The sequence below is a fragment of the Trebonia kvetii genome, from assembly GCF_007827045.1.
Taxonomy (GTDB): domain Bacteria; phylum Actinomycetota; class Actinomycetes; order Streptosporangiales; family Streptosporangiaceae; genus Trebonia; species Trebonia kvetii.
The window spans coordinates 179,040-195,454 of the sequence record NZ_RPFW01000007.1; the positions used below are offsets into that span (position 1 = coordinate 179,040).

Genomic DNA, 16,415 nt, shown 5'->3' on the forward strand with positions numbered 1-16,415 from the left:
TCTGCCGGCCGAACGCGGCCGGCCGGAAGACCCCGTTTCATTGATTGGAGCTGGTGCCCCGGGTCAGGCATGCCGGGGGCTGAGCGACTGGACGAAGCCGGCCGAGCGCGCCACGATGCCGGGCACGTCGGCCGCGCCGTCCCAGAAATGCGACGCGCCGGGCACGAGTTCGAGCGCCGCCGATCCGCCGGCATCATTGAGTGCCTTGGCGAACCGGATGCTCTGGTCGGCCGGCACCATGGCGTCGCTGTCGCCGTGCATCAGGAGCACCGGCGGCGCGTCCGGATGGACGTGCGTGACCGGGCTGGCCTCCCGTGCCAGGTCGGGGACCTGGGCGGGCGGCGCGCCGAGGAACAGCGCCTCACGGGACGCAGGATCGTCGCCGTCCAGGCCGGCCAGGTCGGTGACGGGGAACCAGGCCACCACGCCGTCCACGTCGGTGCCGGTGAGCGCGGCGAGCAGCGCCAGGTGCCCGCCGGCCGAATCGCCCCACAGCGCCACAGGGCCAGCGGCGACACCGGTGCCGAGTGAACCGGAGCCGGCCGGTCCGTAGCTATGCAGCGCGGCGCGCGCCCACGCCACGGCGGCGCGCACGTCGTCGACCGCGGCCGGGTAGCGCGCCTCGCCGCTGAGCCGGTAGTCGATGGCCGCCACGGCGATGCCGCGGGCGGCGAGACCGGCGTAGAAGTTCTCGCCGAGCGCGGGCAGGGTATGGCGGCGCGAGCCGCGCCGCCACCCGCCCCCGTGCACGTGGATCACGACAGGCACCGGGCCGAGGCCGGCAAGGGGCGGCAGGTACAGGTCGAGTTCGAGCGGCCGGAACCCCGGAATCTCGGCGTACTCGATGTCCCGGTGGCAGGTCACCCCGGCGAGGCCGGGCGTGTCGCTCATGCCGTCGCCCGCTCCAGCCGCTCGGCCCGCTTGTGGAACCGGCCACCCTGCACGATGGCCAGCAGGTTGTCCGGGTCCTGCAGCACGGTGACGTCGTCGGCGGGCAAGCCGTCGACGACGAGGATGTCCGCGTGGTAGCCGGGCGTGAGCAGCCCCACCGGCATGTCCAGGACCAGCCCGCCGTAATAGGTCGCGGCCCGCAGCGCCTCGGCCGGGGTGTAGCCGAAGAGCCGGACGAACAGGTCGAGGTCCCTGGCGTTCCTGCCGATCGGGTTGTTCGGGAAGCCGTAGTCGCCGCCCGGCAGCACGCGAAGCCCGCGGCTGCGCAGCTCTGGGTACAGGAAGGTCATGGCTTCCAGCGAGCGCACCGAGCCCATCCGTTCGGCCATCGCTGTATCGATTCCGTACTCCGCACCCTCGTACACGTTCGCCCACATGATGCCGACGGCCGGGGACAGGAAGATGGAGTCCTTCGCCTCGTCGAGCATGTCGATGGTCTCGGGGTCGGCGTAGGAGCAGTGGTAGATGGAGCGGAACCCGTTGCGCACGGCGAGCTGGATGGACGACGGGTTCTGCGCATGGCAGTTGAGCCAGACGCCGGACTCGCGGGCCTGCTCGCCGGCGGCGGCGGCCTCCTCCTGGCTGTACTGGGTGACCATCGACCCGCCCTCGAAGAAGACGTCGTCGTTGGACAGCAGCAGCTTGACGCTGTCGAAGCCGATGGCAGCCTGCTCGGCGATGAACGCGCGCACCGCACCCGGGCCGGTCTCCTTGGGCCGCGGCCCGTCCGGGCCCATCTGCACCGGGTTGTTGTCCCGCTCGAAGGACGCGGCGCGCAGCCGCGGTCCCGGGGTGGCGCCCGCCGCGATCTGGTCGCGCAGGAACACCTCGGTCGGCACCGGGGTCAGCGACCCGGCCGAATAGGCGCTGGTGAAGCCGTGGTCGAGGAGGATCCTGGCGTTCCGCTTGGCGATTTCCAGGTGCTCATCCGGTGTCGGCATGTGGTGGAAGAAGCTGACGTCGACCGGCGGGTTGAACGACGGGTCGATGTGGCCGAGCGCCGAGGGGAACGTCAGGTGGCAGTGCGAGTCGATCAGGCCGGGCATGACGGTCAGCCCGGCGCAGTCGATCACCTGGTCGCCTGGCTCGGCCTCGGTGCCGCCGCCGACGCGGACCGACTCGATGGTGCCGCCGCGGACCACGACGTCGCCTGGCACGGCCGGCGCGCCCGAGCCGTCGAAGACGAGGCCGCCGCGGAAGACGATGCGCTGGTCAGCGGGCGCTGTCGGGTCGGACATGTCACGCTCCGATCATGTTGTAGCCGCCGTCGGCCACAAGATAGCCGCCGGTGATGTGCCCCGCGTCCTGGCTGGCCAGGAACAGGGCGGTGCCTGCCACCTCTTCGGGCTTGGGTATGTGGTGCATCGGGGTCATCTCGCGCAGCTTGTCGCCGCGCCCGTTCTTGTAGTCCTCGCGGTTAAGCATGCGCTCGGTCTCCATGAACCCGGGTGCGAACACGTTCACCCGGACCTTGGGCGCGAACGCGTGCGCGTAGGACTTGGTGAGGCCGACGATGCCGTACTTGGCCGCCGCGTACTGCGGCGCGCGGGCGCTTCCGCGCACGATCACGGTGGAGCCGATGTTGACGATTGACCCGCCGCTGTCCTGCTCGAGCATGCGGGAGCCGAACTCGTGCGTGCACATCAGGGTGCCCTTGATGTCGACCGCCAGGGTGTGGTCGATTGACTCCTCGGAGATGTCCCGCCAGGACATCTGTTCACTCGCCATGTCGCCGACGTTGTTGATCGCTACGTCCAGCCGGCCGAAGAAGTCCCATACCGCGTCGGCCATCCGCTTGATCTGCGCCCAGTCGGTGATATCGGCCTGGACCACGAAGGCCTTGCGTCCCTCGGCCTCGACGCGGGCGGCGGTCAGCCGCGCGCCATCCGCCGAGCTGCGGTAGTGCACGGCCACGTCGGCGCCCTCTTGCGCCGCGCGCACCGCGACCTCGGCGCCGAAGCCGGTGCCCGCGCCGGTGACCAGGACAGTCTTGCCAGTAAAGCGCTGCGGAAACGTCATGCTGAGCAGTGAAGACCAGGGTCGCGATCCGGACAATGTGCTGTTCCATTGATTGGCAACTCAGGCGGTCGCTCGGCGGCTTTCCTGGTGGGCTACGTGGCATGAAACTCGTGACCTTCAACGACGGCGCCGGCCTTAATCGCGTCGGCTATATCGACGGCGACCAGGTGATCGAGCTCGAGGTCGCCTCCGCCAGGGAGTTCTTCGAGCGCGACCGGCAGGTGGGCGAGACGGGCAACCGCTACCGGCTGGCCCAGGTGCGGCTGCGCGCGCCGATCGTGCCGAAGAAGTTCTTCCACACCGCGGGGAACTTCCGCGAGCATCACGAGGACCTGGCCCGGGTCAACTGGTCGCACCCGGTCAACAAGGGCATCGTCTTCTTCCAGAACGTGGACGCGATCATCGGCCCCGACGACCCGATCGTCTACCCAACGCAGCTGACCAGTGAGCTCGACTACGAGCTTGAGATGGCGATCGTCATCGGCAAGCCAGGCAAGTTCTTCTCCGCCGAGCAGGCGGTCGAGCACATCGGCGGCTACCTGGTCTTCAACGACATCACCGCGCGCGACATCCAGCGCAACGAGATGAAGTCGGGCGTCTTCTCCTTCTCCAAGGCGATCGACACCTTCTGCCCGATCGGCCCGTACATCCTCACCGCGGACGAGGTCGACGACCCGCACGACCTGGACATGGAGTTGCGCGTCAACGGCCAGGTCCGGCAGAAGTCCAACACCCGCAAGATGTCGGTGTCGATACCGCAGCTGGTGGCCTACCACTCGCCGCAGGTCTACAGCGCGGGCGACCTGCTCACCACCGGCACCGTGGCCGGGGTCGCGGCCAGCACCGACGACCCGTTCGCCAACTACCTCAAGCCTGGCGACGTGGTGGAGGCCGAGATCGAGAAGCTCGGCATCCTCCGCAACACCGTCGTCTCGTGGCGCGACGCTTACGGCACGGAGCCGCCGCCTGCCGACAGCTGGGTCTAGCCACTCGGCGGCGTCAGGGGTGGTCGGGGTCTCCCTGGGGTCGTGCCGGGGACGGCGGTCAGTCGTCGACCAGGGCCCAGGCCTCTACCTCGATCAGGTAGCCGGGTGCGAACAGGGCCGCCACCTGGACGGCGGTGCTCGCGGGCGGCTTCGCGGTGTCGATGACAGCGTCCCTGGCCACCCGCACCGCGGGCAGGTCGGCGACGTCGAGGAGGTAGAAACCGAACTTCACCACGTCGCCGAACCCGGCGCCCGCCGCGGCCAGGCAGCGGCCAAGGTTCTCGAACACCTGCCGCGCCTGGGCGCCGGCGTCGCCTGGTCCGACGAGCTCGCCGCGGGAGTCCTGCGCGACCTGCCCGCTCACCACCACCAGCCGCCCGCGGCCGGTGACCACGTGGCTATAGCCCTGCCCCGCGGCCATCCCCTCGGGAGCCGCCACATGCCGCAGCACCGTCATCGCCTTCTCCCCTCCGCGGCACGACGTCGCCACCGCGTTCAGTCTCGTCGCTTGTCCCGCCAAGGCATCACCCCATCGGCATCAGCCTTAGACCGTCAACCGATTTCCGGCTAGGAGGCGCCGCGCCAAATATCATCCCGAACGGCTGCCTCAACCACCCCACTGGTCACGCGCTGCCCCGGGTCGATGGCAGACGATCGTGGGCGGTTCGTGATCCTTGGCGGGGGCGGGTCAGTGCTGGTCGCCGCTGCGGCCGAGGGTTTGCTCGGGGGTTGCGTTCGGCCGGGTCCACTGCGGTGCGGGGCGGCCGGTCGGGCCCCAGGTGGGGTTTCCGTCCACGTCCGTGCGCCAGTACCAGCAGGGGTGCTGGCCCTCGGGCCAGCCCTCGGGGGTGTCCTGCCAGGCCTCGCCGCGGCCGTAGGGGGTCAGGTCGAGCAGGGCGAAGGAACCGCTGGCCACCTCGGTGCCGCGGCCCGTCGTGGAGTAGGTGAGGAAGACGCGGTCGCCGTCGCGCAGGAAGCAGGCGAAGTAGCCCATGTCACCGCCGACCGGCTCGTCCAGGCCGCGCACCGAGTACCAGGGCTGGGTGTAGCCCATGAACTCGGTGAAGGGTGCCACCTCGTCCCACGGGCCTGTGGTCAGGATGGCAAACGAGACGCCGCGGGCATTGAGGTAGGACGCGTCGCGCGTGTGCCAGGCCGCGACGGTGCAGCCCTCGCACTGCCCCTGGTGCGGCGAGCCGTCCCACCACATGTGCTTGTAGACCAGGAGCTCGTCGCGGCCCTGGAACAGGTCGGTGAACGGGACAGGGCCGTCGGCCCCGGTGATCTCGACGGTCCCGTCGAACTCCACCATCGGCAGCCGGCGGCGGGCCGCGGCGATGGCGTCGCCCTCGCGGGTGTGAGCCTTCTCGCGGACAAGCAGCTCCTCGCGGGCGGCCTGCCAGGTGGCCTGGTCGACCACGGGCGGGCGGCCCTTCAGTGCGGCGGTCGGGTCCGGCGTAGTCGTCATGGTCGTCCTCCGTGGTGTCTCGTGGCGGGCTGGGCCATCTTGCTGGGTCGTCTGGCTGGGCTCCCCGGCGTGCTGCGACGGTCACCAAGGCAGACGAGCGACCCAGCCGGAAGTCATCGGGGCGGCGATCGCAGCCTCGCGGCCGCCGGGACCGGCGCGTCAGGCTGTCGCCGCCGCGGGTCAGCCCTGCTCGTGGGCGCCGTGACGGCTCGCGTCGAGCATGCTCGGGGCGCCGAGCTGGCGGGAGATGCTCTGCGCGGCGGTCTGCACGGCGTAGCCGATCCGCCGAGGCTGGGCCTCGCGCTCCGGCAGCAGCAGGCCGATCGCGGCGATGGCCTCCTCGCGCTCGCCGAAGATCGGCGCGGCGACCGCCACGATCGGCGGCTCTTCCATGCGGCGGTAGATGGCCAGGCGTTCGCGGCGGACCTCGGCGAGCGTCCTGCGCATCACCGCGGGCGGTATCAGGTTCTGGTCCGGCTCGCCACGCAGCGGCTGGGCGAGCACCTCCTCCTGCACCTCGAGCGGCGCGAACGCGAGCAGCGCGAGCCCCATCCCCGTGCAGTGCAGCGGCAGCTTGCCGCCGACCCGGTACCGCACGGCAACCGCGCTGTGCGAGGAGAACCGCTCCACCAGGGTCGCCTCGTGCCCCTCGCGCACCGCGAGCTGGACGTGCTGCCTGGTCACCGCCGCGAGGTCGCTCATGAAGGGAAGGGCGACCTGCCGCAGGCCGTGGCCGCGGGGCGCGAGCGAGGCGACTTCGAGCAGCCGCAGCCCGATCGAGTACCGCCCCTGGTCGTCGCGCTCGAGCGCACCCCAGGCGAGCAGCCGGCCTGCCAGCCGCAGCGTCGAGCTGACCGGGATGCCACTGCGCCGGGACAGCTCGCGCAGGGACAGCGTCCGGCGGGACGCGTCGAACGCCGCGAGCAGCGCGAGCGCGCGGTCCACCACCGGCTCACCCTCCGGCGGGCGCTTGCCACGGACCCTGGTCACCGGCTCGGTCGCAGCCGTCGTCACGGGCCACCTCCGCGGACGCGACGATCCTCACCGTTGAGACGATCACCACAATCGCGTTCCATTCAATGGCATCATTCCTGACTGGGGCGAGCCACGCCACTCATTCTTCAGGGCAAGCCGGGTGAAGCGCCCGGCATGAAAACCCCGAGAGGCCTCGATGACCGGCTCCCCCTTCAAGCGCATCGGCGTCAGCGTGCTGACCGTCGCCGCCCTGTCACTGACGGCGTGCGGCAGCGCGGCGAGCAGCGGCGCAAGCGGCAGCGGCGCAAGCGGCAGCGGCGCAAGCGGCAGCGGCACGCCGAGCCAGACGCTGACCATCGGATATGACTCAGACCCCGCGCCCCAGGGCTACGACCCGCTGCTGTACGCGGGCGGGCAGCGGCTGTTCTACGAACCCCTGTACCAGTCACTGTTCGTCCAGACGGCGAACGGCGGCGTCGCGCCGCAGCTCGTCACCAGCTTCAGCTATAACGCCAAGAAGACCCAGCTGACGCTGAAGCTCAAGTCCGGCGTCACCTTCACCGACGGGTCGAAGCTGACCGGACAGCTCGTCAAGGAGAACCTGGACCGGCGCAGCAACGCCAAGCTCCAGTCCTACGGCGCCTTCGCCAAGGGCGGCGCCGAGGAGATCGCAAGCGTCACGGCTCCGGACGCCGGCACCGTCGTGCTGAACTTCGCCGCGCCGCAGGCCACCTTCCAGACCAACCTGGCGGGCGAGCCCGGCATGATCATCGGCCAGAAGGGCGTCAGCGACCCGGCCGGCCTGCAGACCACCCCCGACGGCTCCGGCCCGTACACGCTGGGGCAGGCCGTCGCGGGCAGTAGCTACACGATGACCAGGAAGGCCGGCGCCGCCGCCTCGGCCTACCCCTACACGACGATCGTCTACAAGGCGTTCCTCGACAAGCAGGCCCGGGTCAACGCGCAGATCTCCGGGCAGACCGACGTCTCCATGCTGGACGCCTCCACCGCGGCGACGGCCCAGTCCAACGGCGTCACGCTGGCCAAGAACGGCGGCACCATCCAGACGCTGCTGATCTTCGACAAGACCGGCGTCACCGCCAAGGCGTTCGGCAGCAAGGACGCGCGGCTCGCGCTCAGCTACGCCATCGACCGCGCGGCGTTCGCGAACGCCCTCGCCAAGGGCAGCCACCCGACGGCGAACGCCTTCCCGCAGGCCTCACCCGGCTACGACCCGGCGCTCGAGACCACCTACGCCTTCAGCGACACGAAGGCCAAGCAGCTGCTCGCCCAGGCGGGTTACCCGCATGGCTTCTCGCTCACCATCACATCCTCACCGACCGACGAGGTACAGATGGAGTTCCTGCAGAAGGAGTTCGCCGCGATCGGCGTCACGATGAACATCACCGAGACCACCTCCACCGCGCAGCTCTTCGCCGCCGTCAACACCCAGCCGATGGGCTTCATCCCGCTGACCTGGGCCAGCGAGATCGGCATCACGGCCGGCGTGCTCGTCGGCGGCTTCGCCAATCCGCACCGGGCGAGCGACCCGGTGATCGGGGCCGCGCTCGGCGCCGCGTCCAACGCGACGGGCGACGGCTACCCGGCGGCGCTCAAGAAGCTGAACGACGCGCTTATCGACGAGGGATGGGTGATTCCGGTCACCGAGCAGTACGCCTACGTCGGCTACAACGCCAAGAAGGTCGCCAAGCCGGTCTTCCCCGGCCAGGACGGCTACCCGCTGCTGACGTCGCTGCGGCCCGCCGCAGCCTGACGTCACCCGCCCGCCCAGGCGGCCGCGAGTACCGCGGCCTCGCGCAAACCCCGCGGCCGCCTGGCGCACCACAGCGCGAAACCAGAGAAGGGACGTGACATGCTCACCTACGTCGCCCGCCGGCTCGCCTTCGCCGTCGCCACCGTCCTGGCGGCGAGCGTGGTGAGCTTCCTGCTTGTGCACGCCTCCGGCAGCACCCCGGGGGCGATCACGGCCGGCGCCGGGGCCACTCCGGCCCTGATCGCCAAGGAAAACCTCCGCCTCGGCTGGGACCAGCCGCTTGTCACGCAGTACCTGACCTGGCTCGGTCACGCGGTACAGGGGAATCTCGGCGTCTCGCTCATCGACGGGCACAACATCTGGTCCGACCTGACGAGCCGGCTGCCGGTCACCGCCTCCATCGCCGTCTTCGCCACGCTGCTCAGCGGCATCCTCGGCACGGCGATCGGCGTCGCCGCCGCGGTACGCGGCGGCGTGGTCGACCGGGTGGTCACCGTCGGCGGCGGCATCGCGCTGTCGCTGCCCCAGTTCTGGATCGGCATCCTGCTCGTCTACCTGATCGCGATCAAGGCGGGCCTGTTGCCCGCCCGCCACCGGCTACATCGCGTTCAGCGCGTCACCGGGCCAGTACTTGCAGAGCCTGGCGCTCCCGGTCGTCACCCTGGCCATCACCGGCACGGCGATCATCGCGCGCACCACCCGCACCGGGATGGTCTCGGCGCTGCGGCAGGAGCACATCAGGACGCTGCACGCGCTCGGCACCCCGCCGTGGCGGATCCGCTACGTGCACGCGCTGCGCTTCGCCGGCGCGCCGGTGGTCTCTGTCCTCGGCATCCAGTTCATCGCGCTGTTCGGCGGCTCGGTGGTCATCGAGCAGCTCTTCGCGCTGCCCGGCCTCGGCCAGGCCGCGTCGAACGCGATCGGCAACAACGACCTCCCGGCCGTGCAGGGCGTCGTGATCATCGCCACCGTCGTCGTGGTCATCACCAACCTGGTGCTCGACCTGGTGCTCGCCGCCCTCGACCCCAAGGTGCGTACCGCATGACCGCCTCGCCCGTTAGCCCGGCAAGCACCGCGACCACCGTCCCGGCTCGCGGGCACGCCCTCCGCCGGACCGGCAGGGCACTGCGCGGCGGCGGACTGCTGGCGGCCGGCTGGCTCGTGCTGCTGCTGCTCGCGTCGCTCACCGCCGCGTGGTGGGAGCCGTACCAGACCGACGCCCAGGATTCGGCGCACACCCTGGCAGGCCCGTCGGGCAGTCACTGGCTCGGCACCGACGAACTCGGCCGTGACGTGCTGACCCGCATCGCGGCGGGCAGCTGGATCTCGGTCGGCCCGGCGCTGCTCGCGGTCGTCGTCGCCTTCGGCATCGGCATCCCGCTGGCGCTCGCCGCGGCCGAGCACGGCCGCTGGGTGGAGCGCGGGTCTAGCCGGTTCGCCGAACTGCTGCTCGCGCTGCCGGCGATCGTCATCCTGCTCGCCTTCGTCGGGGCGGTCGGCGTGCATCCCTGGGCGATCATGACCGTCCTTGGCGTGCTGCTCAGCGCGCCGGTGTACCGGGTGTTCCTCATCCAGGCGCAGTCGCTGCGCACCCGGCTCTACGTGGACGCGGCCCGGGTGAACGGCGTGTCGTCGGCCCAGGTCAACCTCAGGCACGTGCTGCCAGGCATGCTCACCGCGATCGCGGTGCAGGCGGCGCAGCTGTTCGCGATCGGCGTGCTCATCGAGGCCGGCCTGGCCTTCATGGGCTTCGGCCCCTCGGTCCCCTCCCCCAGCTGGGGCGGGCTGATCGCCGCCGCGTCGCAGCACATCTACGACGACCCGTGGCTCATGGTGCCGACCGGCCTGGTGCTCGCGTTGACCGTCATCGCCGCCAACGTGCTCGCCGACGCCGTCGGCACCGGCGGCGGCGAGCGCGAGCGGGTGCGCCTGCGGCCCTCCGCCCCCGAGCGGGGGAAGCGCCGTCCGGCCGGGGCCGGGCACACCGGAGCTCGCGTTCTGGTTGGTAGATGGTGTTACAGGTACGGGAGGTGCGACAGTTTCCGGTGTCGCGGTGGGCGAGCCGACGGCTGATCCCGGTGCGCTGCTCGACGTGCGCGACCTCACCGTCTCGGTGGCGGGCGGACCGGACCTGGTGACCGGCGTCTCGTTCGCGGTGCACGAGGGGACGGTGCTCGGCCTCGTCGGCGAGTCCGGCTGCGGCAAGACGATGACCGCGCGCGCCCTGCTCGGGCTGCTGCCAGAAGGAGTGGCGGTAACCGGCGGGACGATCGATTTCCGCGGACGAGATCTCACCGCACTGACCGAACGTGAGCTGCGCGCCGTCCGGGGCCGCGAGATCGCGCTGATCTCCCAGGAGCCGATGGTCGCACTCGACCCGATGTTCAGCGTCGGCTACCAGCTCACCCAGCCGATCCGCAGGTTCCGCAGTGCTGGCGGGCAGAGGGTAGGCCGCGCCGAGCCGCGGCGGATCGCCGCGGAACTGCTCCGCCAGGTCGGCATCGTCGACGCAAAGCGGGTGCTGCGCAGCTACCCGCATCAGCTGTCTGGCGGCATGGCGCAGCGGGTCTGCATCGCGCTCGCGCTTACCGGGTCGCCGAAGCTGCTCATCGCCGACGAGCCAACCACCGCACTCGACGTGACCGTGCAGGCGGAGATCCTCAGCCTGCTCCGCTCCCTGGTCCGCTCCCGCGGCCTGTCCGTCATCATCGTCAGCCACGACCTCGGCGTCATCGCCGACCTGGCGGATGAGGTGGCCGTCATGTACGCGGGCCAGGTCGTGGAGTCGGGCACTGTCGAGACGGTGCTCGGCCAGCCCAGCCACCCCTACACCGCGGCGCTGCTTGGCGCCAACCCGCACGTCGCCGAGGGCCTGCCGGTGCCTGAGCGGCTCGCCTCGATCCCCGGTACCGTGCCCGCGCCCGCCGACTGGCCGGCCGGCTGCCGGTTCGCCGGCCGATGCGCACTGGCGACCGAGGCGTGCGCTCAGCCAGTGCCGCTCACCCCGATGCACAGCACAGGGGCGCACGGCACGGGGGCGGTCCGCTGCGTCCACCCGCTTCGCTCACCGCAACCGCTGCGAGAAACGCGTCCCGTCGAGCCCGGAGTCCCCTCATGAGCACCGCCGTCCCCGCTCCCGCCCCGTCCGGCACCGCAGCGGCCGGCCCGGCCCTCGAGGTCCGCGATCTCACCGTCCGCTACGGCCGCCCTGTCCGCTTCGGAGGCACTGCCAAAACGTCGCCCGCCGTGGACGGCGTGTCCTTCGACATCGCCCCCGGCGAGACCCTCGGCCTGGTCGGCGAGTCCGGCTCGGGCAAGTCGACGATCGGCAAGGCCATCCTCGGTCTTCAGCCGGCCTCCGCGGGTCAGGTGCTGCTGCACGGCAGCGACATCACCAGGGCGTCGCTGCGGCAGCGCCGGGTCACGGCGATCGACCTGCGCGTGGTGTTCCAGGACCCGTACTCCTCGCTCAACCCGGCGCAAACCATCGGCAAGACGCTCACCGAGCCGCTGCGGGTGCTGCGGGTGCCGAAGGATCAGCACCGCCCGCGGGCCGCCGAGGCGCTCGCCGCGGTCGGCCTGCCCGCCGACGCGATCGACCGCTACCCAGCGCAGTTCTCCGGCGGGCAGCGGCAACGGATCGCGATCGCCAGGGCCCTGGTCTGCGACCCGCAGGTCATCGTGCTCGACGAGCCGGTCAGCTCTCTCGACGTCTCGACTCAGGCTCAGGTGCTCAACCTGCTCGCCGACCTGCGCGACGCTCGCGGTCTCGCGCTGCTGTTCATCGCGCACGACCTCGGCGTCGTCCGGTTCCTCGCCCAGCGGGCGGTGGTGCTCTACCGCGGCCAGGTGATGGAGTCCGGCCCTATCGAGGAGGTCACCCAGCGGCCGGGGCACCCGTACACCATCGCCCTGACCGCCGCGGCCCCGGTGCCGCAGCCCGCCGAGCAGGCCCGCCGCCGCGCCGCCCGCGAGGCGCTCGGCATCGGCACCGCGGGCGCCACGCCGACCGCCGCCGGCGGCTGCCCGTTCGCGACCCGCTGTCCGCTGGTCACCGACGTTTGCCGTACCGAACGGGTTCCGCTTACTCCGGCCGTCGACAGCGCCACCTCCGGTGCGGGGTGGGTCGTCGCCTGCCATCACGCCGGCCAGGCCGCGGGAATGCGTCCGGCGGCCGGAGTCAGCGGCAACCGTTCCTTATCCGATTTCCTTTCACTCTTCTTATGGAGATGACTGTGCAGCAGTTTCCCAACGGCTTCCTGTGGGGCGTCGCCAGCGCCGGGCACCAGAACGAGGGCGGCAACACCGACAGCGACACCTGGTTCGCCGAGCACGTGCAGCCGACCGTGTTCCGCGAGCGCTCGGGCCGCGCGTGCAACGGCTGGGAACTGTGGCGCGAGGACATCGACCTGGCCGCGGGGATGAACCTCAACGCCTACCGGTTCTCCGTCGAGTGGGCGCGGGTCGAGCCGGCCGAGGGCGAGTTCTCCGCCGCGGCGCTCGAGCACTACGCGGCGATGGCCCGCTACTGCGCCGAGCTCGGCCTCGCTCCCGTGGTGACGTTCAACCACTTCACCTCGCCGCACTGGTTCGCGAAGCGCGGCGGGTGGCTCGACCCGGAGGCGCCCGCCCTGTTCGCCAGGTACTGCGACCGGGTGATGGACGCGTTCGGCGAGCTGATCGCCTGCGCGGTCACGCTGAACGAGCCTGACCTGCCCGCCATGCTCGCCTGGTCCGGGCTACCGCCGTTCGTCCGCGACCTGGAGCGCGCCACCCTGGAGGCGGCGAGCCTGGCCGCGGGGGTGCCGCGGTACCGGATGAGCAACCTGGTCCTGCCCGAGGAACGGGACGCGATCTGCGACGGGATGACCGCCGGGCACCGCGCCGCGCGGGCCGCGATCAAGGCGCGGCGGCCCGAGCTGCCCGTCGGCTTCGCCCTCGCCATCGTGGACGACCAGGTGTGCGGCGACGACCCGAGCCTGCGGGACGGCAAGCGGGCCGAGGTCTACCAGCGCTGGCTCGACCTGGCCCGCGAGGACGACTTCATCGCCATCCAGAACTACGAGCGGCACTATTACGACGCGCAGCGGCGGGTCAACCCGGACGGGACACCCGCGCTCGGCGGGCCGATGAGCGGGCGCGACCCCGCGTCGCTCGGCTCCTGCGCGCGGTACGCGCACCAGGCGACCGGGGTGCCGGTGCTTGTCACCGAGCACGGCATGCAGACGCACGACGACGCGGAGCGTGCCGCGTTCATCGAGCCGTCGCTGCGCGGGCTGCGCGAGGCGATGGCCGACGGGGTGCCGGTGCTCGGCTACCACCACTGGACGCTGATGGACAACTACGAGTGGATCTTCGGCTACGGCGAGCAGCTCGGGCTGCATTCTGTTGACCGGGAGACGTTCGTGCGCACCGCCAAGCCGAGCGCCGGCGTGTACGCGGCGCTCGTGACTGAATTGTCAGCCAGGGGGGACCGGCGTGGATGAGCTCTCCCCGGTCCGCTTCGAGCACCACCGGGAGGCACTCGGCATTGGCGAGGCGGCACCCCGGCTGTCCTGGCAGGCTCTGCCATCGGAAGACTTCGCGGGGCCCGCGGAAGGCTTCGCGGGGCCCGCAGACGACTTCGCGGGACCGTCGGCCGGCTGCTCCGGGGCCGCGAAGCCGGGCTGGCGGCAGGCGGCCTACGAGCTGGCGATCGGCGACGAGGTGTTCCGGGTCGCGTCGCCGGATTCGGTGCTTGTGCCCTGGCCGGCGACGCCACTCGCACCCCGCCAGGCGCGGACGGTGCGGGTGCGGGTCACCGGCGAGGACGGCCGCGTGTCCGACTGGAGTGACCCCGCCGTCGTGGAGCGCGGCCTGGACGCCGGCTGCTGGCAGGCGTCGCTGATCGAGCCGTCACGCGACGAGCGCGGTCCCGCCGCGCTGTTCCGTCATTCGTTCACGGTGCCAGGCGGCATCGCATCGGCCCGGCTCTACGCGACCGCGCACGGGATCTATGTCGCGGAGATCAACGGCCGCCGGGTCGGCGACGACGCCCTGGCGCCCGGCTGGACCAGCTACCACCACCGGCTGCGCTACCAGGCCTACGACGTGACCGACCTGCTACGGGCCGGGGCGAACGCGATCGGCTTCACGGCCGCCGACGGCTGGTGGCGCGGCAGGCTCGGCTTCGTCCCCGGCGCGCGGGACACCTACGGGACCTCGCTCGGCGTGCTCGCGCAGCTCGAGATCACCGGCACGGACGGCAGCCGGACGGTGCTCGGCAGCGACGGGAGCTGGCGCTGCGCGACCGGGCCGGTGCGAGCTGCCGACCTGTACGACGGCGAGCACTACGACGCGACCCGTGAGGTGCCCGGCTGGTCGCAGCCCGGGTTCGACGACTCGGGCTGGTCCCTCGTCCGCTCCGGCTCGGTCGACCTGTCCACCCTGGTGGCGCCGGACGGGCCGGCGGTGCGCGCCACGGAGGGGCTCGCCGTCCGCTCGACGACCGTCACGCCAGCCGGCTCGGCCGTGCTCGACTTCGGGCAGAACCTGGTCGGACGGCTGCGGATCAGGGTGCGCGGGCGACGCGGCGCGACGGTCACCATCAGGCACGCAGAGGTGCTCGACGCCGACGGCGGGCTCGCGATCGGGCCGCTGCGGACCGCGAAGGCCACGGATCGCTACACGCTGCGCGGTTCCGCGGGCGATGGCGGTGCCGGCGGCGCACCCGGCGTGGAGGAGTGGGAGCCTGAGTTCACCATCCACGGCTTCCGCTATGCCGAGGTGTCGGGCGGCTACGACGAGCTGACCGCGGTCGCCGTCGTCTACCACTCGGACATGGCGCGAACCGGCTGGTTTTCCTGCTCCGACGAGCTGCTCACCCGGCTGCACGGCAACGTCGTGTGGGGCATGCGGGGCAACTTCACCGACGTGCCGACCGACTGCCCGCAGCGTGACGAGCGGCTCGGCTGGACAGGCGACCTCCAGGTGTTCGCGCCGACCGCCGCCTACCTGTACGACTGCGCGGGCTTCCTCACCTCCTGGCTCGGCGACCTGGCGGCGGACCAGACGGCGGAGGGGACGGTGCCGCTGTTCGTGCCGCGGGTCGACTTCCCGGGGCCGTTCAAGGAACCCGCGCCGACCGCCGGCTGGAGCGACGCGGCGGTGATCGTCCCCTGGGTGGCCTACCAGCGGTTCGGCGACGCCGGGGTACTGCGGCGGCAGTACGACAGCATGCGGGCCTGGGTGGACGGGCTGACCGACCTGCTCGGGCCCGGCACGCTGTTCGACCGGCCGGCCATGCAGCTGGGCGACTGGCTCGACCCGGCCGCCCCGCCGGACAAGCCGTGGGCGGCGACCACCGACCCGCACCTGGTGGCGACCGCGTACCGGGTGCACACGGCGGAACTGCTCGCGCGGATCGCCGCGGTGCTCGGCGAGGACTCTGACGCCGCGAGGTACGCGGAACTCGCCGAAGGGGTGCGGCAGGCGTTCCGCGACGCGTACGTGACACCGCGCGGCCGGGTGGTCAGCGATTCGCAGACGGCTTACGCGCTCGCGCTGCGGTTCGGCCTGCTGCGCGATGCCGAGCAGCGTTCGCTGGCCGGCGAGCGCCTGGTTTCGCTGGTCCGTGCTGCGGGGCATCACGTGGCGACCGGCTTCCTCGGCACCCCGCTGATCTGCGACGCGCTGACCGACGCGGGCGCCGTCGACGACGCTTACCTGCTGCTGCGGCAGACCGAATGCCCGTCCTGGCTGTACCCGGTGACGATGGGCGCGACCACGATCTGGGAGCGCTGGGACTCCCTGCTGCCGGACGGGACTGTCAACCCGGGCGCGATGACGTCGTTCAACCACTACGCACTCGGCGCGGTCGCGGACTGGATGCACCGGGTGATCGGCGGGCTCGCCCCCGCCGAGCCCGGCTACCGGCGGCTGCGGGTCGAGCCGCGGCCCGGCGGCGGCCTGACCTGGGCGCGGACCGCGCACCAGACGCCGTACGGCCTCGCCGAAGTGTCCTGGCGGCGTGCCGACGGGCGGCTGACCGTAGACATCACCGTGCCGGCCGGCACGACGGCGGACGTGGTGCTGCCCGGGGCCTCGCCGGTGACGGCCGGGCCTGGGCGGCATGAGTTCCGCTGTGCGTACCGGGACGTGGCTGACGACCCGGAATGGCGCCTATCCCGGATCCCGCCGGAGAGCGACGCCCCGCATGAGGCAGCCCCGCATGAGGCCGCCCCGCACCAGGGGGAACAGTGAC

15 protein-coding genes and 1 pseudogene are annotated in these 16,415 nt (G+C 71.7%); 9 read left to right on the forward strand and 7 right to left on the reverse strand.

What is annotated here, in order from left to right; translation table 11 throughout:
* Window positions 1-63: 63 nt before the first annotated feature.
* From EAS64_RS32775 to EAS64_RS32785, 3 genes are read right to left on the reverse strand one after another with little or no spacing between them, the layout of a single operon-like run.
* Window positions 64-891, reverse strand: a complete 828-nt coding sequence (locus EAS64_RS32775) for an alpha/beta hydrolase (RefSeq protein ID WP_145859362.1) — start codon at window positions 889-891, stop codon at window positions 64-66.
* Window positions 888-2,189, reverse strand: coding sequence for an amidohydrolase family protein (locus EAS64_RS32780; protein ID WP_145859364.1), 1,302 nt, complete (start codon window positions 2,187-2,189; stop codon window positions 888-890). Before EAS64_RS32780 ends, EAS64_RS32775 begins: the two co-directional genes overlap by 4 nt.
* 1 nt (window position 2,190) lies before the next feature.
* Window positions 2,191-2,970: an SDR family NAD(P)-dependent oxidoreductase gene (locus tag EAS64_RS32785; protein WP_145859366.1), complete on the reverse strand. Its 780-nt coding sequence runs from the start codon at window positions 2,968-2,970 to the stop codon at window positions 2,191-2,193.
* Between the two features lie 101 nt (window positions 2,971-3,071).
* Here EAS64_RS32785 and EAS64_RS32790 point away from each other — a divergent pair, with 101 nt between their 5' ends.
* Window positions 3,072-3,956 carry a fumarylacetoacetate hydrolase family protein gene (locus EAS64_RS32790; protein WP_145859368.1) on the forward strand — a complete coding sequence of 295 codons (885 nt, stop codon included), beginning with the start codon at window positions 3,072-3,074 and terminating at the stop codon, window positions 3,954-3,956.
* 58 nt (window positions 3,957-4,014) lie between these two features.
* Here the strand turns inward: EAS64_RS32790 and EAS64_RS32795 are convergent, their stop codons facing one another.
* The 3 genes from EAS64_RS32795 to EAS64_RS32805 all read right to left on the reverse strand — a co-directional run bounded on the left by EAS64_RS32795 (window position 4,015) and on the right by EAS64_RS32805 (window position 6,438).
* The gene (locus EAS64_RS32795; RefSeq protein ID WP_246115971.1) at window positions 4,015-4,446 is read right to left on the reverse strand and encodes a RidA family protein; all 432 of its coding nucleotides are present in this window, start codon (window positions 4,444-4,446) and stop codon (window positions 4,015-4,017) included.
* A 198-nt stretch (window positions 4,447-4,644) separates the two neighbouring features.
* A complete protein-coding gene (locus EAS64_RS32800; RefSeq protein ID WP_145859370.1) occupies window positions 4,645-5,424 on the reverse strand; it encodes a DUF899 family protein in 780 nt (259 codons plus the stop codon).
* Window positions 5,425-5,604: 180 nt separating this feature from the next.
* The gene (locus EAS64_RS32805) at window positions 5,605-6,438 is read right to left on the reverse strand and encodes an IclR family transcriptional regulator (protein ID WP_246115972.1); all 834 of its coding nucleotides are present in this window, start codon (window positions 6,436-6,438) and stop codon (window positions 5,605-5,607) included.
* Between the two features lie 157 nt (window positions 6,439-6,595).
* Here EAS64_RS32805 and EAS64_RS32810 point away from each other — a divergent pair, with 157 nt between their 5' ends.
* Both EAS64_RS32810 and EAS64_RS47720 read left to right on the forward strand, forming a co-directional pair.
* Window positions 6,596-8,173 (forward strand): ABC transporter substrate-binding protein, encoded by a 1,578-nt coding sequence (locus tag EAS64_RS32810; RefSeq protein WP_145859371.1) that lies wholly within the window; start codon window positions 6,596-6,598, stop codon window positions 8,171-8,173.
* Between the two features lie 99 nt (window positions 8,174-8,272).
* Window positions 8,273-8,518 (forward strand): annotated as a pseudogene (locus EAS64_RS47720) (hypothetical protein); the annotation flags it as partial.
* Here EAS64_RS47720 and EAS64_RS46330 read toward each other — a convergent pair.
* Entirely contained in the window at window positions 8,482-8,715 is a 234-nt protein-coding gene (locus tag EAS64_RS46330) for a hypothetical protein (protein ID WP_246115974.1), read from the reverse strand. The pseudogene EAS64_RS47720 and the gene EAS64_RS46330 overlap by 37 nt on opposite strands.
* An 89-nt stretch (window positions 8,716-8,804) precedes the next feature.
* On the opposite strand from EAS64_RS46330, the gene EAS64_RS46335 reads away from it, so the two are divergent.
* Genes EAS64_RS46335 through EAS64_RS32840 form a run of 6 tightly spaced genes read left to right on the forward strand, consistent with a single transcriptional unit; the run spans window position 8,805 to window position 16,414 of the window.
* Window positions 8,805-9,218, forward strand: coding sequence for an ABC transporter permease subunit (locus EAS64_RS46335; RefSeq protein WP_246115975.1), 414 nt, complete (start codon window positions 8,805-8,807; stop codon window positions 9,216-9,218).
* Window positions 9,215-10,246: an ABC transporter permease gene (locus tag EAS64_RS46340; protein WP_145859373.1), complete on the forward strand. Its 1,032-nt coding sequence runs from the start codon at window positions 9,215-9,217 to the stop codon at window positions 10,244-10,246. The genes EAS64_RS46335 and EAS64_RS46340 overlap by 4 nt, the downstream gene beginning before the upstream one ends.
* Window positions 10,227-11,291 (forward strand): ABC transporter ATP-binding protein, encoded by a 1,065-nt coding sequence (locus tag EAS64_RS32825; protein ID WP_222849786.1) that lies wholly within the window; start codon window positions 10,227-10,229, stop codon window positions 11,289-11,291. Before EAS64_RS46340 ends, EAS64_RS32825 begins: the two co-directional genes overlap by 20 nt.
* The gene (locus EAS64_RS32830; protein ID WP_145859376.1) at window positions 11,288-12,406 is read left to right on the forward strand and encodes an oligopeptide/dipeptide ABC transporter ATP-binding protein; all 1,119 of its coding nucleotides are present in this window, start codon (window positions 11,288-11,290) and stop codon (window positions 12,404-12,406) included. Before EAS64_RS32825 ends, EAS64_RS32830 begins: the two co-directional genes overlap by 4 nt.
* Window positions 12,403-13,659 (forward strand): family 1 glycosylhydrolase, encoded by a 1,257-nt coding sequence (locus EAS64_RS32835; RefSeq protein WP_145859378.1) that lies wholly within the window; start codon window positions 12,403-12,405, stop codon window positions 13,657-13,659. The genes EAS64_RS32830 and EAS64_RS32835 overlap by 4 nt, the downstream gene beginning before the upstream one ends.
* Window positions 13,652-16,414 (forward strand): glycoside hydrolase family 78 protein, encoded by a 2,763-nt coding sequence (locus EAS64_RS32840; protein WP_145859379.1) that lies wholly within the window; start codon window positions 13,652-13,654, stop codon window positions 16,412-16,414. Before EAS64_RS32835 ends, EAS64_RS32840 begins: the two co-directional genes overlap by 8 nt.
* The last annotated feature ends 1 nt before the right edge of the window (window position 16,415 follow it).

What these genes read in the sequence shown, in the direction of transcription:
- EAS64_RS32775 (WP_145859362.1), bottom strand. Translation starts at nt 891, where the DNA reads ATGAGCGACACGCCCGGCCTCGCCGGGGTGACCTGCCACCGGGACATC.
- EAS64_RS32780 (WP_145859364.1), bottom strand. Translation starts at nt 2,189, where the DNA reads ATGTCCGACCCGACAGCGCCCGCTGACCAGCGCATCGTCTTCCGCGGC.
- EAS64_RS32785 (WP_145859366.1), bottom strand. Translation starts at nt 2,970, where the DNA reads ATGACGTTTCCGCAGCGCTTTACTGGCAAGACTGTCCTGGTCACCGGC.
- EAS64_RS32790 (WP_145859368.1), top strand. Translation starts at nt 3,072, where the DNA reads ATGAAACTCGTGACCTTCAACGACGGCGCCGGCCTTAATCGCGTCGGC.
- EAS64_RS32800 (WP_145859370.1), bottom strand. Translation starts at nt 5,424, where the DNA reads ATGACGACTACGCCGGACCCGACCGCCGCACTGAAGGGCCGCCCGCCC.
- EAS64_RS32810 (WP_145859371.1), top strand. Translation starts at nt 6,596, where the DNA reads ATGACCGGCTCCCCCTTCAAGCGCATCGGCGTCAGCGTGCTGACCGTC.
- EAS64_RS46330 (WP_246115974.1), bottom strand. Translation starts at nt 8,715, where the DNA reads ATGCCGATCCAGAACTGGGGCAGCGACAGCGCGATGCCGCCGCCGACG.
- EAS64_RS46340 (WP_145859373.1), top strand. Translation starts at nt 9,215, where the DNA reads ATGACCGCCTCGCCCGTTAGCCCGGCAAGCACCGCGACCACCGTCCCG.
- EAS64_RS32830 (WP_145859376.1), top strand. Translation starts at nt 11,288, where the DNA reads ATGAGCACCGCCGTCCCCGCTCCCGCCCCGTCCGGCACCGCAGCGGCC.
- EAS64_RS32835 (WP_145859378.1), top strand. Translation starts at nt 12,403, where the DNA reads ATGACTGTGCAGCAGTTTCCCAACGGCTTCCTGTGGGGCGTCGCCAGC.